Here is a 14,232-nt window from a genome sequence, read left to right as displayed (position 1 = left end):
ACTATGTACATTATAGAAATACTTAACAGAGCCGATATAGCATATAATATTTGTTGAAGTATATAATTGACTGTCAACTTTTATATTTCACTCCTTTTTATATATTCAGTAAAGGACTTAGTGAACTCTTCATATTTATTTTTTGATATCATAATTTTCATGCCATTATCAAGTTCAATTTCGTTTCTATCATATTTCTTTATATATCTGAAATTCACTATATAACTCCTATGGCATCTAAAAAAATCTTTTTGAGAAACTAATGACTCTACATTACTTATCCTGTCATAGTACTTGATGATTTCATCTTCGGTATGTAAATTAATTGTTCTGTTTTGCACTTCAAAAAAGTACACTCTATCTAATGCCACTTTTATAGTATTTTTGCCCTGATTGATTAAGAAAAATTGCTTTTCATCTTTTGAAGCTTTTAGCTTATCTATAATTCTTTTTATTATGTCATTAAGTTTTTCTATAGATACTGGCTTTAAGAGATAATGAAATGGTTCCACATCTAACGCTTCAAAAACATATTCCTTAAAAGCTGTTATAAACACTATTTTTGTATCCTCGTTATATGTTCTCATTTTTTTTGCTGTTTCTATTCCTGATAATTTATCCATTTTTATATCTAAAAAAACTATATCAAAATATTTATTTTCCCCCACCATGGCTTGTCCATTACTATATTCCTCAATATTGAACTTATCTTCTTTACAATAATTATATAAAATAATTTTTATCTTTCTTACTATATCTAATCTATGTAGAATCTCATCGTCACATACTGCAATCTTTAACAAAGCTATCTCCTCTTTCCTAAATTAAGTATATAGATTAGAAATATATTCTAACGCTACTAATATACCACATAATAGAAAAGATTACATCCTATGTACTTAATCCAATTCATTAAGACTAAAAAAAGAATTCAGCTTCAACTGAATTCCTTTTATAAATGATTATCTTAAGTCATATTTGTGTTTTAATCTAAGTTATCTCCTTTTTACCAAGCCAAAATATAAATGCAAATCCTATTATGAAAGCCATAATAGAAGTTAAGATATTTATTCCCCGAGGCATACCTGGAAACACAGGAATAAGTGACCCTATAACAAATCCGAGGATGAGCATGTAAGTTTTTCCAGGATATTTCTGCAGCAGCTTTTCAATGGCTTTTGTAGTAGCTAATGTCCCCACAATTGCTCCAAAACCAATTGGAATAAGAAATGGTATATTTCTCTCATTAATAGCTCTTAAGGTTATTTGATATAATCCAAGCGTTAACAACATAAATGAACCACTTATACCTGGCAGTATTAATGCTACAGCTATGACTATTCCTGCGATAAATAGAAAAACTATACTTACTGCTCCTTTCGCCGTTGCAAGTGCTGTTGTTGCTGAAGGCTCTACTGTCATAGCCAGTACCAATACGAACCCTATAATCAAAAAGATAATGTCATTCCTCTTTCTTTCCTGCTGTCTCGATTTTTTATATAATACTGGCACACCTCCACAGATAACACCTATAAAAAGGAAGCTCATAGGAAAATGATAATTTTTGAGAGCTGCTTCTATAAGTTTGCTAAAAAGCAATAATGCTGTGAATGCACCCGCACCAAGTTCTAATAATAGCACAGCGTGTTTTTTCGAATCTTCAAAGAAAGAGCCTATAGCGTGTATCAGATCATCATATACTCCAAGTATTACTGCCATGGTGCCTCCGCTTACACCTGGTACTAAAGTAGCTAAGCCTATAGCTACTCCTTTTAAAAAATTCATTATGTATTTCATCTCATACTCCTTATAAATATTATGTCTATTAAGTTTTTCTTTTTCAAAGCCAAAGCTTCGTTGTTTTCAGCGAAAAAACAGGTTGCCTCGATCATCCTACTTTGTGAAGGATCTCATTAATGAATGTTTCCTTAAGAGTAAACTATAATTATACTTTTAGATATTTCCACTTACCTTTATTCATTCTTCCTAAATACATAAATGATCTAGAACTAAAATCTACGAATATTCCAATCATTATTGCAAACATACCCATTCCAAACAGTCCATTAAGAGCGAAAGATAAAAACACCCTTCCACTCCACAAACCTACGAAAGATGTAATCATAACATAATTTATATCACCTGCTGCCTTCAAGGCTGCTGAACAAAGATTTAAGATAGCAAGCATAGGTTCAATTATTCCAAACGTTCTTATTATTCCAACAGACTCATCAATTACATTCTTATCATTTGTATACAGATATGCCAATTGTCTAGCAAATATACACATTGATATTCCTATTATAAACGCCACTATCATAGCTATTTTTAATCCCTCATAAGCGTATTTCTCCGCTTTCTTATAATTCTTTTCTCCCAAACTCTGCCCAACTAAAGTAGTATTAGCTATTGCAAGTCCAAATATAGGAAAGAAAGCCAAAGAGTTTACATTTATTCCAACTTGATAAGCAGCCATGGCAACAGTTCCCATTGTTACTATTATAATTTCAAGGACAAGGAAACCGCCTTGCATAACTGCCTGCTCAAGAAATGCTGGTACTCCTACATTTATTATTCTTTTCATCAAATCAATTTTTATTCTATAATCATCCTTAAGGTTTAAATTCAGCTTAAGTCCTTTAAGGTTGTATAAAACCAAAATTCTTATAGTAACAGCTACTATTCTAGAAATTGTAACAGCAATTGCTGAACCAGTAACTCCCATAGCAGGAATGCCAAGAGGTTGTACTCCAAATACTAGCATAGTGTTAAGAATTACATTTAATACGTTCACTCCCCCTGTTATAAACATTGGAGTCTTTGTGTCTCCTGCTCCTCTCATGGCACCAGAAACAATTATATCTACAACAAAGAAAGGAAGGTTGAATAATATTATACTAAAATAACCTAATCCTATATTTAAAACATCCCTTTTTGCTTTTCCAAAAAACAAATGCAGCAAAGAATTTGAAAACATCTTTCCGAATATTAACAGAATGACACCAACAAATAGAGCCATGTATATTGATTGAATAAGAGCTCTTTTAGCTTCCTTTTTATTTCCTTCTCCAGTAACCCTAGCAATAATTACTGTTGTTCCCATGGAAAGTCCTGAAAATACTGTCTGTAGGAATCCCATAAGCATATTTATCATGCCTACCGCAGCTACAGCACTAGCGCCAATCCTTCCCATAAATATAGTAGATACCATACCAACCATCATTTCTAATATCTGTTCTATTATGGATGGCCAAGCAAGTTTGATTATCTCCCTGTCTGACTTTTTGTCTAACTTAAACTGAAATTTTTTCATTATGATTTATATGTTCCTCTCTTCTGCAAAATTTTAGTGTAACATCTATGGGAACTTCGAATAAGCTTACATATAAAAAAAGATAAATAATGAAACTATCTTTCTGCATATATGATTTTTATATTTGAAACTATCCCCCCTACGATAAATCATAACTTAATAAAGAGTATATGTCACTGGATTATATGAGCATAAAAAAGACGTCTGCTTTCTTTTATGAGAAAAATAAACCATCATTTTATTTCTTTTTAAAGCAGCGGAACCTGAATTCCATTCGTAAACTGCTTTTCTATGGATATTTTTTCATATATTACCTAATTTCTTATAGCTTTCAAATGTATCTATCAGATCATGCTGCATCATTTTAAATTCATTAATATCTTTGTTAATTCTATAATAAAGGAGGTATCCTTCATATATTGCAGCCATCCGATTAGAAAGTTCAACAGCACTATCATGATTAATATTCGAAAATTCTAAAACCGAAATAAATAATTTCTTTAAATCATTTAGCGATTCTCCATAGTGTACTGCAATATCTGGTTCAGAATATGCTAATTCTAAACCTAAAACAGCAAAAGGGCAGCCAAACTGTGTGCCATCTTCTGCATTCCGTAACATCACTTGAGTAAAATCATTAACGAATTCTTCCCACTGTTTTCCACTAGCAGTTTTCCTCAGCCACCTACCTATTTGATTATGAAAATAATTAGATACCTCCACAGCTAAAGCTTTCTTACTGTTAAAATGAAAGTAAAATGATCCTTTTGGTAATCCTGTCAGGGCTAAAATATCATTAATTCCAGTGGCATTATATCCATTTTTTAAAAATAATTTTGCAGCACATTCAATTAGTTTCGCTTTTGATTGTTCACCCTTTGTACTTTTAATCATTATTTCACCTCTAATATAATTTATATATTAATAGATTAGACCAGTCTGTCTATTATGTCAACAAAATAAAAAAAGATTACATCCTACGTAGGCTAATTCCATTCATTAAGTAATTACACCACATCTTTGAGGCAAATTTCCTAATGGCTCATAACTCGGCTACGCCTCAAACAATTCGCCATCTTAACGGAAATTATCCACAATTGGCAAAAAGCATGAATTCCTAGAGACTAAAAAAACATCCCATATTAAAAAGCATAGGATGTTTTTGTACTATAAATTAAATCAATTTAGTTGAATCGCCTACTACTAACTCACCTTGAAATAGTACATGCTGTGCTGAAGTCTTTTTACGTATCATATCGAATAAAATATTAATCGTGGACTGAGCCATGTCCTCAACAGGTTGTCTAATAGTAGTTATCGAAGGATTATAATATTTAGCTATATCTAATCCGTCAAAGCCTGCCACTGAATAATCCTGCGGAACCTTTTTCCCTGCATCGAATATAGCTTTGCAGGCTCCAATTGCTAAAGTATCACAAATAGCATATATAGCAGTAAAATCTTCTTGTGAATCAATTAACTCTTTAGCAACGCAATAACCATTCTCCATAGAATAAGTCTCTATATCATCTTTCATATACCTTATAAGTTTGTCATTTACTTCAATGCCATTATCTTTTAATGCTTGCAAATATCCATTTAATCTGAGATTTCCAATACTTCCGTCATCAATGGAAGCTGTAATGATTGCAATTTTTCTATGCCCTAAACCGCATAAATAATTAACCATTTTATAACTTTCTTTAAAATCATCTACAGCAACAGAAGAACAAATAGTTTTATTTATCTGTTGATTACTGCCAATGGTACTTAATACAAAAGGTACCTTTAATTGCATTTGCTTCTCATCTGAATGAACAAAATGTCCTCCAAGAAATACAATACCCTTTAGTTTTTTCTCTTTAGCAAGTTCAATAGCTACATCAAGTTCATCTTCTTTGTCTTCTACACGCTGTAAAATAAATGAGTACTTTTTCTTCTTTATTTCCACTTCGAAAGTTTTAATAATACTACTAAAAAGAGGATTAGTAATACCTTTAATAAGAACAGCGATAGTATTGGAATCCAGCCTTTTTAAATTTCTAGCACTGTTATTAGGTATATAATTTTTCTCTTTAATGACTTTCATTATCATGGACTTCGTTTCTTCATTAATATCAGGATGATTATTTATTGCCCTAGATACCGTACTTACAGCTACACCACATAGTTTGGCAATGTCTTTAATTGTGATCGTCTCCATAATCATTTATCCTTTTCATATATTATCAATTGTATGCTTTCTCAAAGTAAATCTCGTTTTCGATATATTTTATTATAACTATTAAACTTATTAATTGCAATAAACCCATCTAACATCAGTCTTAACCTTTTACGGCCCCTGCAACAACGCCTTCGATAATATACTTCTGGCATACAAAATAAAAAATTACAATTGGAATTATGGCTAAAACTAGTACTGCCATCATAGCTCCCATATCTACAGAGCCATATCCGCCTCTTAAATATTGGACTGCTATAGGTATAGTCTTATAATCACTGCCTATGAGCAAATAAGGCAGTAAGTAGTCGTTCCATATCCACATAGTATTAAGTATCGAAACGGTAATAGTTATTGGTCCTAATATAGGAAGTACTACTTTAAAATATGTTTGCACCGGATTGCAGCCGTCAATTAAAGCAGCTTCCTCAATTTCAAGTGGAATAGATTTTACAAACCCTGAGAACATAAATACTGATAATCCAGCACCAAAACCTAAATATATTATGATAATTCCAACAGGGTTATCTAGATGCAGCATGTTTGCCACCTTGGTCATAGTAAACATAACCATTTGAAATGGTACTATCATGGAAAATGCAAAAATATAATATATCGTATTTGTTACCTTAGATTTAACTCTTGTTATATACCACGCAGTCATAGAGGTAAACAATAAAATTATTGCTACGGAGCCTACTGTAATAAAAAGTGACCAGCCAAATGCCCTAGGGAAGCCCGTATCATTTAATCCCGTTATATAATTACTAACACCTGCAAACTCCTTTCCAATTGGAAAAGTAAACGGTGCATCACTTATATAAAATTTTCCTTTAAATGAATTCATTATAACAATAAAAATCGGCGCTAAAAATGCTACAGACAATATGGACATAATTATAAAAATAAATATATCTTTTATTTTTGCAGTTTTCATTAGCTTTCTACCTCCCTACTTCTAGTTAATACAAGTTGTATACCTGCTATTACTGCAACTATAACAAAGAATATTACTGCCTTTGCTTGTCCTACTCCTTCCCAACCAATTGAACCATAGAATGTATTATAAATATCCAGGGCTAACATTGATGTTTGTTTAGCAGGTGCACCAGCAGTCAATGCAAGGTTTTGGTCAAACAACTTAAATGAATTGGATAGAGTTAAAAATAAACATATGGTTATAGAGGGCATTACTAGTGGTATAGTGATCTTTCGCAGTATTGTGAAAGAACTTGCTCCATCGATTTGGGCTGCCTCCACTAAATCACTTGGCACATTTTGAATTCCTGCAATATATATAATCATCATATAGCCTATAAGCTGCCAATTCATTAATATGACTAATCCCCAGAAACCATATTTAGCACTAACGGTTAATGTTACACCAAATTTTATAAGTACTCCGTTAATAATTACCTGCCATATATAGCCTAATACGATACCACCTATCAAGTTTGGCATAAAAAATATGGTTCTAAATACATTGGTACCTTTCCTTCCCTCTGTCAACAGTAATGCTATTATAAATGCAAACAAATTAACAGTTATTACTGATACTACTGTAAATTTTACAGTAAACCAAAGTGCATTTAGGAAATCTCTATTTTTTAAAGCTTTAGCATAGTTATCAAGTCCGATCCATTTTGCGTCAAGTACTGTTGTAAATTTCGTAAATGACAGATAAATACCTAATATAAATGGTATTAAAAAAGCTATAGTAAATGCTAGTAATGTAGGAAGAGTAAAAACAAGAAAATACTTTTTCAATCTTTTTTCCATATTATCATCTCCTAGTATTATAAATAAAAGACGAAGTAAGAGTTAAGAGCAAAGAGCAAAGAGTAAAGTGAAGGTTAAAATTCAGCCATGCTGAATTTTGATTGTATAGATAATACTAATTATTTTAATAGTCCTTTTGTAATACTAGGTATAGTCTTAGTTTTTAAAAAGTTATCTCAGATAATCAGATTTAAATTCTCAGAAATTCTGCATAGCAGAATTTCTTCCTTCACTTTTCTCTTTCATTTCTTAGTTCGTCTTATATAAAGAACATTTAATTACTTTGATTTTTCAGTTGCCCAAGAATCCTTCACTGTTTTTACGACCTGATCCCAAGATTTATTTCCTTGTGCATATTGTAAAAGTGCATCACCAAAATCATTCTTAAACTGCTCACCTGGAAAACACTCAAATGTCCAAGGTACTGTTTGTACATCTTTCTTATTCATCCAATTAATAACTTCTTTTGCTAATGGATCTGATGGTCTTTCTGAATCATTGAATGTATTGAATGGTGGTATAAATCCTAGTTTATTTACTACGTAGTCTTTTCCTTTTTTACTTGAGTATAACCACTCCAAAAATTTTATAGATGCTTTTTGTTTTGCTTCTGATACTTTACTATTTATAGCAAAATAATTTTCTGTTCCAATACATAAGCCTTGTTTCTCTTCACCACTTACCCCTGTGTATATTGGCATAAATTTAACATCCTCTTGTTTTACAGTGTTACCAGAAACTCCGTTTATTTGTGACCAGCCCCAGTTTCCATTCTGAACCATAGCTGATTTTCCAAGAGCAAATTCAGACATAGAATCAGTTACTGACTTACTACCTAAAAGCTTCTTTGGTGTAACTGAATTATTCAAATACAAATCAAATATGTTTTTAAAGTTATTAGCATATTTAAAGTCAACAGTTTTAGCTGCTGTGCCCGCTAAAATTGTATTATCATAGCCAGTATTTTCTTTAAATTCATAGTAAAATGGTAAATTTGCTAAATGGGTTTGCCATCTCCACTGCTCACCAGTCTTTAAAGATGTTGATGAAAATACTCCTTTTATTCCTAACTGCTTTTTATGAGCTGTCATATCTTTAACTACTTTGCTTAACATATCAAAATTGTTTATTTCACTAGTAGAACTTATTGAAACAGCCTTATCACTTAAGGCAAAATATTTTTTCATTATAGCATCGTTATATATAATTCCATATCCTTCAACGACATATGGAATTCCATAAATACCTTTGCCGCTCTTTACTGCAAGCGATTTGTCTGTTAAATAGCTGTAAAGTTTTGTTTTACTTAAATCTGCACAATAATCTTTCCAATTTTGATATCCCATAGGACCATTAATTTGAAAAATAGTTGGTGGATCTGATTTTGCTACTTCTGATTTTAATGTCGGTTCATAAGTACCGCTAGCTGCCGTAACTACCTTTACTTTAACTCCAGTTTCTTTTTTATATTCTGCTGCTATATCTTTATATACATTTGCTATTTCGGGCTTAAAGTTTAAAAAATAAATTTCTTTTGCGGCAGAAGCCCCACCTCCGTTGCCACTCTTACAGCCAACCATTAGAGTTGAACCAATAGCAACAGCTAATACTGTGCTAAGTAACTTTTTTTTCATAAAAATCCATCTCCCCGTTATTATCTATTATGGTACCGGTATCGGTATCGTTTTCGGTACCGTTCTCGGTACCGTTTTCAATTACCACAGTTTGATAATAACATAACTTCTATTAATTTGCAATACATATAATGACTTTTTTTATATTTTATTGGTTGAATGTATTATTTAGTATTAATATATATCATTGGCTTTAATATAATTAATTATAAAAACATCTATAACCTAGAATAGTGACTTATACACTATTCTAGGTTATAGATGTTATGTGGTATCAATTTATTAATTGAGCTCTCTTACTTTTGAGGAGTCACATCCGGCATATAATCATAGTTATCGTGTTTTGATATTAACCAGTTATCTCCTACTTTTTTAATAGTAACCTTCTCACTGCTAGTATATTTTTCATTGGTTGAATCGGTTAAATTATAATCTATTACATACTCATAGGTTGATTTATCTATTTTTTTATCCAATTTAGTTGTATAGTCTGTTACCCATGGGCTTGACCCTCCTATTACCCAACCTTTATCCTCTCGTTTTTTACACTCTAGCTTTTTTAAATTACCATTTAATAAAGGCAGACGCATAGCTCCATCTCTTTCTTTTAAAGCTTCAGCCCACAACTTAACAGTCTTTTCTCTATCTGTTGTAATTAACTCATTAGCTTTTGGCAGAGTTACTTTCTTGAATTTCGCTCTCTTTATCAGCTTAAATTTAGGAAGCATATTATATTTATCATGCTTTGAAACTAACCATCTGTCTCCGTAATACTTCATCTCTATATACTCTTTACTGCTATATTTTGTTCTTGTTGAATCTGTTAGAATGTAGTCAATTTCATATTTGTAGGTATTATCATTTATCTTGCTTTTTTCCTTTACACTGTAACTTGTAACCCATGGGCTAGAACCTCCAATTACCCAGTAAGTGTTTTTGTATACCTTGTATTCTTTATTCCTTAAATCGGTATTCAAAACAGCAAACCTAAATGCCTCATTTCTTTGTGCTAAAGCTTCTGCCCAAAGCCTTGCAACACTATCTCTGTCTTTTGGCATAATGCTCGTCGTTGCCAATTTTGTGATAGCACTTGCGGATACCTGCTGGCCTCCTGTCAATCCAGTAATGCAGATGAAAACTATTATTAAAATTGAAGCAACTATCTGTTTATAAGATATTTTCTTAAAATTTGAAATCATAACAATTCTCCTTTTTAATTCAAATTTACTTGATGTAGATAATATTCCTGCTACACCGGCAGTAACCTTTTGTAGAGAATTCAGTTCTATCAAATGCAGTATTGTACGTCCATACCCTATTTGCTCATCTGGTTCAACATGTAACATAACAAAAGCATCACAGGCCGTTTCACAATCCTGACGCATGTGATAGAATGCATACCAAATGACAGGATTAAACCAGTGAACTGCTTTTATAATTACTGTAAGCCAGTCAAGTATTATATCTTTTTTCTTATAGTGTGCTAACTCATGAAGCAGAATATATTTTAGTTCCTCATCTGAAATCTTATCCAACAGGGTCTTCGGTATAAGCAATTTCGGATATATCGCTCCCCATATAGCAGGACTTCTTACCTCTCTAGTTATAAATATTGGAATATTTCTTTTAACCTTCATGATAGCTTTACAATTGTCATATACCTCTTCAATATTTTTATTATTATTCTTCCAGTAATCCTTCCTAATTCTCTTAGAAAAACGTAGATTTGATATAATAATATATATCAAACATGCGGCTGCCATTATACTCCAAAAAACCATCAAATAGATTATTGCTGAACTATATGCCCCCTTATGGACACTGTTAACAGTTTTCCTCTTATTATTTATTACAGAAGATTTATCTTTTTTATCAATCGACGCTTTCCCATCCATCTTAACCCTTTTTATATCCATAGTTGAATTATTATTGTTAAAATCCTGCTTATAATTATCTACATAAGCTTTAGGTACTAGTGAAAACAAATTAAAAATACTGACTGAGCTATGCGGCACATATGGTACCAATAACCTAATGAAAAGTAAGACCCATATATAATAATGAAAATTTCCGTTAATTTTATTCTTTAAAACCTTCTTAAAGAATAAAATTAAAATGATCAAAACACTTCCCATGCACGAAGACAATATTACCCATTTAAACATTTCAATAAAAATGTTCATATTATCGCTTCCTTACATTATTTTGTTTTTGATCAAGTATAGATTTTAATTCCTTTATTTCACTTTCTGTGAGTGAATCTTCTTCAATGATGTTTGCTAGCATCAAATTTAAGGAGCCATCATATACCTTCTTCAGGAAAGATTTTCTTTCTTCTCTTTTACATTCCTTTTCGGATATCAGGGGTGAGCATAAGTTTGGAGACGAATCTTTATCTATATATATCATTTCCTTTTTAGCTAATCTAGTCATCAAAGTATATATAGTATTATCTTTCCAGGCATTAGTCTGCTTTACTCTCTTTACTACTTCATTAGAAGCTATTGGTGCATTTTCCCATATAACTTTCATTACTTGCCATTCAGCATCAGATATTTTAGGTACATTACTAATTACAATCTCCTCCTCTACAAATGTAGTGTATGTTTCTATACTACATTTGTAGAATAAAATTGTGAATATAATAAACTAATTTTTTTACTCTTTAGGAATTTATCGTTCCAGTTGAATACAAAAATACAGAAGTTGTTACTGACATTGATGGGTAAAAATAATCAGTAAAATACCCGCAAGAATAAGTATCATTTTTATACTTATTCTTGCGGGTATAAGAACCTTTTCCCTTCTTTGCTTTGTGAACGCCTGTCCCCCTACTTATTTCGCTTGTTGTAAATTTTCTTCTATTCAGCATTAGCTCATTCATATCGATAGTTATCGTTATTTTTTTCTTAGATTTTTTCACATTATTCATCTCCTAAAATTTATCTATAATATTTTATTATAAAATATTAATTTTGACTATGGTAAATTTCAATCATATCACAAAAACATACTTAGCAAAGTTTCATTTAGTAGATATTTTTAAATTTTATGAGAAGTCGCCTTTTTATATACAGCTTCAATACCATTTTCTTCACACCATTCTTTTGCTATCTTACAATATGCCTGAAATAAAAACCGTTCCTTTCCCACATAAAAAGAACGGTTTAAACACATTGATTTGAGATAAAATACTTGTCAGCCTAAACATTCATTTTATTCATAAATCTATTACCAGTATGCTATTCACATGAAACTTAATATTTATGCATTTTTAAACAATTCAAATAAATTTATACTATTGCCTATCCCTGTAGACCATTAGCTTGTCGTTCCATATTTTCTATAACTATATCATGAATGTCACCTAATGAAGCACAATATTCTAACACTTTCCAAGGTGTATTGGTGTGAAAATGTATTTTTATCAGTTCTTCATCCCCAACTGCAAGTAAGCAATCGCCTTCAATATTTTTTGTAATATGTTCATTGATTTCATCCTCTGAAAGATGTTGTCCCTCAATCAATAACTGTGTATCAAACTTATATTCAATCATATGTATTCTCCTTTTCTATAAGTAAAAATATAAATGTGCATATTTTCCATTATCCTACATCGTTCTATCTAATAATAAATGAATTTAATTAAAATTACAAATCTTTTACCTTACAGACTTACTCGATCAAATTCTCTTAAAAATCTCATTTTTTCAATAGTCTTAATTGCTTTCCACCAAACCTCGCTCACTGCAAATTCCTTAGGATATTTATCATTGTTATCAAACCATGTCCAAGTAATGGGTCATACATCTTTTTCAGGTTTTGTATCAATAAGGTATTCAAGCTCAATATCAACAATATTACTGTTAGCTGTATAATATGTACTTTTGGGACTCTGTATATAATTAGATGGTCTATAGCCATAGTATTTCCATTTGCTTACATCGTGTTCTATTCCCTCTGTTACAAGTAGGCTAAGTCTTTTTGCCATTGCATCGTAGTCAAAACCTTTCAAGCCTAATTTGGTTATTGCTTCAACTAAAGCAATATACCCACCGACTCCCATGTCACCATGGTTATCATCCTTCATCATCTTGTCTATCAATTTTCTTGCAAAATTCAAAGCTGTCTGGTACACTTCAGCTTGCGAATCTACATATTCAAGTATAAATGCAGAAAATTCAGCTGTGATTCCTACACTTTCTATTTTGTTTGCCTCTTCATTATAATTCCACCAAGGTGCATGTGGAAAATTATCATTAGATGGAATATTAAACCTCCAGCCATATTCCATCATGTCTTTTCCTGATGATAAATATTTTATTATTCCCTTTACTAACAATATTTATGTCTATAATTATTTTAACCCATAAAGTAAACCCGTTAAGCTTACAATCGGTAATCTTAACCTGATAAAGTCCCAATCTCATAATCAGCTTCTTGTATGATTTATTGGACTATACTGGTAAAAATTAAAAGTTAGTACATACTATGGTTAGACAATAAAGAATGAATTAAAAAAGTAAGAAGGAAATAGAAATATGGAAAATATGGAATGGAAAAAACATAAACACCGTATATTGAAAGGTGAAACTATTAAACTTGTTCCTGTTACAAAAAAAGATATGAATTTTATATTAAAAGGTAATGCAATTTCAGTTTTCTCCGTGACAGGTCTCAACTCCAGAGCTTACGCTCCTCACAGAGCCCCGTCACGCTTAAAAGACTTCTCAGCAGCCATCCAATTAAAAGAAAGCTAATTTCAATCGGTATGAGGATATTTTTATCTGCCCAGTTGTACCAAGAGAAGCCCTCACGTCAAAAAATGAAAAAACGCTAAGCTTTATACTTAGCGTCTTTAACCTGGCAACATCCTACTCTCCCACCCAGCTTCCCGGGCAGTACCATGGGCGATGTAGAGCTTAACCTTCGTGTTCGGTATGGGAACGGGTGTAACATCTACTCCATCATTACCAGATAATCGTTTTGTGATAACCTTCGCATTACTGCGTCAACTTCGTCGCTGCGGTGCTCATTGGCGTACCTGCCAACTCCGCTCCTCGCTCAGGCGTTTCCTTGTTCTGCTCGGTTCTAACAAAACTCCATAGAGTGCTTAACCTTTATTAGTCGTTTATATGACCTCGGTTAACCATCCATGTTGAGAACTTTTCATTCTCTCAAAATTGCACATAAGAATTTTATTGGTCAAGCCCTCGACCTATTAGTATTAGTCAGCTTAATACATTACTGCACTTACACCTCTAACCTATCTACCTGATGTTCTT

At 31.8% G+C, this 14,232-nt stretch carries 14 protein-coding genes and 2 rRNA genes; 1 reads left to right on the top strand and 15 read right to left on the bottom strand.

Annotation, left to right across the window (positions count from 1 at the left end; translation table 11 throughout):
- Positions 1-80 precede the first annotated feature (80 nt).
- The 13 genes from CLORY_RS21065 to CLORY_RS21005 all read right to left on the bottom strand — a co-directional run bounded on the left by CLORY_RS21065 (position 81) and on the right by CLORY_RS21005 (position 13,241).
- Positions 81-803, bottom strand: coding sequence for a LytR/AlgR family response regulator transcription factor (locus tag CLORY_RS21065; protein ID WP_079428235.1), 723 nt, complete (start codon positions 801-803; stop codon positions 81-83).
- Positions 804-990: 187 nt separating this feature from the next.
- Positions 991-1,797, bottom strand: a complete 807-nt coding sequence (locus CLORY_RS21060; RefSeq protein WP_079428233.1) for a DUF368 domain-containing protein — start codon at positions 1,795-1,797, stop codon at positions 991-993.
- A gap of 148 nt (positions 1,798-1,945) precedes the next feature.
- Positions 1,946-3,313, bottom strand: a complete 1,368-nt coding sequence (locus CLORY_RS21055) for an MATE family efflux transporter (RefSeq protein WP_079428231.1) — start codon at positions 3,311-3,313, stop codon at positions 1,946-1,948.
- A gap of 303 nt (positions 3,314-3,616) precedes the next feature.
- The gene (locus CLORY_RS21050; RefSeq protein ID WP_079428229.1) at positions 3,617-4,207 is read right to left on the bottom strand and encodes a TetR/AcrR family transcriptional regulator; all 591 of its coding nucleotides are present in this window, start codon (positions 4,205-4,207) and stop codon (positions 3,617-3,619) included.
- Between the two features lie 280 nt (positions 4,208-4,487).
- Complete coding sequence (locus CLORY_RS21045) at positions 4,488-5,516, bottom strand: LacI family DNA-binding transcriptional regulator (RefSeq protein ID WP_079428227.1); 1,029 nt, start codon at positions 5,514-5,516, stop codon at positions 4,488-4,490.
- Positions 5,517-5,637: 121 nt separating this feature from the next.
- Positions 5,638-6,471: a carbohydrate ABC transporter permease gene (locus CLORY_RS21040; RefSeq protein WP_079428225.1), complete on the bottom strand. Its 834-nt coding sequence runs from the start codon at positions 6,469-6,471 to the stop codon at positions 5,638-5,640.
- Positions 6,471-7,313 carry a carbohydrate ABC transporter permease gene (locus CLORY_RS21035; protein WP_079428223.1) on the bottom strand — a complete coding sequence of 281 codons (843 nt, stop codon included), beginning with the start codon at positions 7,311-7,313 and terminating at the stop codon, positions 6,471-6,473. Before CLORY_RS21035 ends, CLORY_RS21040 begins: the two co-directional genes overlap by 1 nt.
- A 278-nt stretch (positions 7,314-7,591) precedes the next feature.
- Positions 7,592-8,947, bottom strand: coding sequence for an ABC transporter substrate-binding protein (locus CLORY_RS21030; RefSeq protein ID WP_079428221.1), 1,356 nt, complete (start codon positions 8,945-8,947; stop codon positions 7,592-7,594).
- Between the two features lie 296 nt (positions 8,948-9,243).
- Positions 9,244-11,130: a M56 family metallopeptidase gene (locus CLORY_RS21025; protein WP_079428219.1), complete on the bottom strand. Its 1,887-nt coding sequence runs from the start codon at positions 11,128-11,130 to the stop codon at positions 9,244-9,246.
- A 1-nt stretch (position 11,131) separates the two neighbouring features.
- Positions 11,132-11,503 carry a BlaI/MecI/CopY family transcriptional regulator gene (locus CLORY_RS21020; RefSeq protein ID WP_278335352.1) on the bottom strand — a complete coding sequence of 124 codons (372 nt, stop codon included), beginning with the start codon at positions 11,501-11,503 and terminating at the stop codon, positions 11,132-11,134.
- 109 nt (positions 11,504-11,612) lie between these two features.
- Positions 11,613-11,870 (bottom strand): ribosome alternative rescue factor ArfA, encoded by a 258-nt coding sequence (locus CLORY_RS21015; RefSeq protein ID WP_242954480.1) that lies wholly within the window; start codon positions 11,868-11,870, stop codon positions 11,613-11,615.
- 382 nt (positions 11,871-12,252) lie between these two features.
- Entirely contained in the window at positions 12,253-12,504 is a 252-nt protein-coding gene (locus CLORY_RS21010) for a kinase to dihydroxyacetone kinase (RefSeq protein ID WP_079428215.1), read from the bottom strand.
- A 245-nt stretch (positions 12,505-12,749) separates the two neighbouring features.
- On the bottom strand, positions 12,750-13,241 hold the full coding sequence (locus CLORY_RS21005) for a hypothetical protein (RefSeq protein WP_079428213.1): 492 nt from the start codon (positions 13,239-13,241) through the stop codon (positions 12,750-12,752).
- A 247-nt stretch (positions 13,242-13,488) separates the two neighbouring features.
- On the opposite strand from CLORY_RS21005, the gene CLORY_RS21000 reads away from it, so the two are divergent.
- Positions 13,489-13,707, top strand: a complete 219-nt coding sequence (locus CLORY_RS21000; RefSeq protein WP_079428211.1) for a hypothetical protein — start codon at positions 13,489-13,491, stop codon at positions 13,705-13,707.
- Between the two features lie 101 nt (positions 13,708-13,808).
- Here CLORY_RS21000 and rrf read toward each other — a convergent pair.
- Both rrf and CLORY_RS20990 read right to left on the bottom strand, forming a co-directional pair.
- Positions 13,809-13,925 (bottom strand): 5S ribosomal RNA (gene rrf, locus CLORY_RS20995).
- Between the two features lie 223 nt (positions 13,926-14,148).
- Positions 14,149-14,232 (bottom strand): 23S ribosomal RNA (locus CLORY_RS20990); the annotation flags it as partial.

The organism is Clostridium oryzae (assembly GCF_002029235.1).
Lineage (GTDB): Bacteria > Bacillota > Clostridia > Clostridiales > Clostridiaceae > Clostridium_AE > Clostridium_AE oryzae.
Note: the sequence above shows the minus strand (reverse complement) of the source record. Positions and strands in the feature narration are given on the sequence as shown.

Coding starts and splice junctions, on each gene's coding strand:
- CLORY_RS21060 (WP_079428233.1), bottom strand. CDS start 1,797: ATGAAATACATAATGAATTTTTTAAAAGGAGTAGCTATAGGCTTAGCT.
- CLORY_RS21055 (WP_079428231.1), bottom strand. CDS start 3,313: ATGAAAAAATTTCAGTTTAAGTTAGACAAAAAGTCAGACAGGGAGATA.
- CLORY_RS21050 (WP_079428229.1), bottom strand. CDS start 4,207: ATGATTAAAAGTACAAAGGGTGAACAATCAAAAGCGAAACTAATTGAA.
- CLORY_RS21045 (WP_079428227.1), bottom strand. CDS start 5,516: ATGGAGACGATCACAATTAAAGACATTGCCAAACTATGTGGTGTAGCT.
- CLORY_RS21040 (WP_079428225.1), bottom strand. CDS start 6,471: ATGAAAACTGCAAAAATAAAAGATATATTTATTTTTATAATTATGTCC.
- CLORY_RS21035 (WP_079428223.1), bottom strand. CDS start 7,313: ATGGAAAAAAGATTGAAAAAGTATTTTCTTGTTTTTACTCTTCCTACA.
- CLORY_RS21030 (WP_079428221.1), bottom strand. CDS start 8,947: ATGAAAAAAAAGTTACTTAGCACAGTATTAGCTGTTGCTATTGGTTCA.
- CLORY_RS21025 (WP_079428219.1), bottom strand. CDS start 11,130: ATGAACATTTTTATTGAAATGTTTAAATGGGTAATATTGTCTTCGTGC.
- CLORY_RS21010 (WP_079428215.1), bottom strand. CDS start 12,504: ATGATTGAATATAAGTTTGATACACAGTTATTGATTGAGGGACAACAT.
- CLORY_RS21005 (WP_079428213.1), bottom strand. CDS start 13,241: ATGGAATATGGCTGGAGGTTTAATATTCCATCTAATGATAATTTTCCA.
- CLORY_RS21000 (WP_079428211.1), top strand. CDS start 13,489: ATGGAAAATATGGAATGGAAAAAACATAAACACCGTATATTGAAAGGT.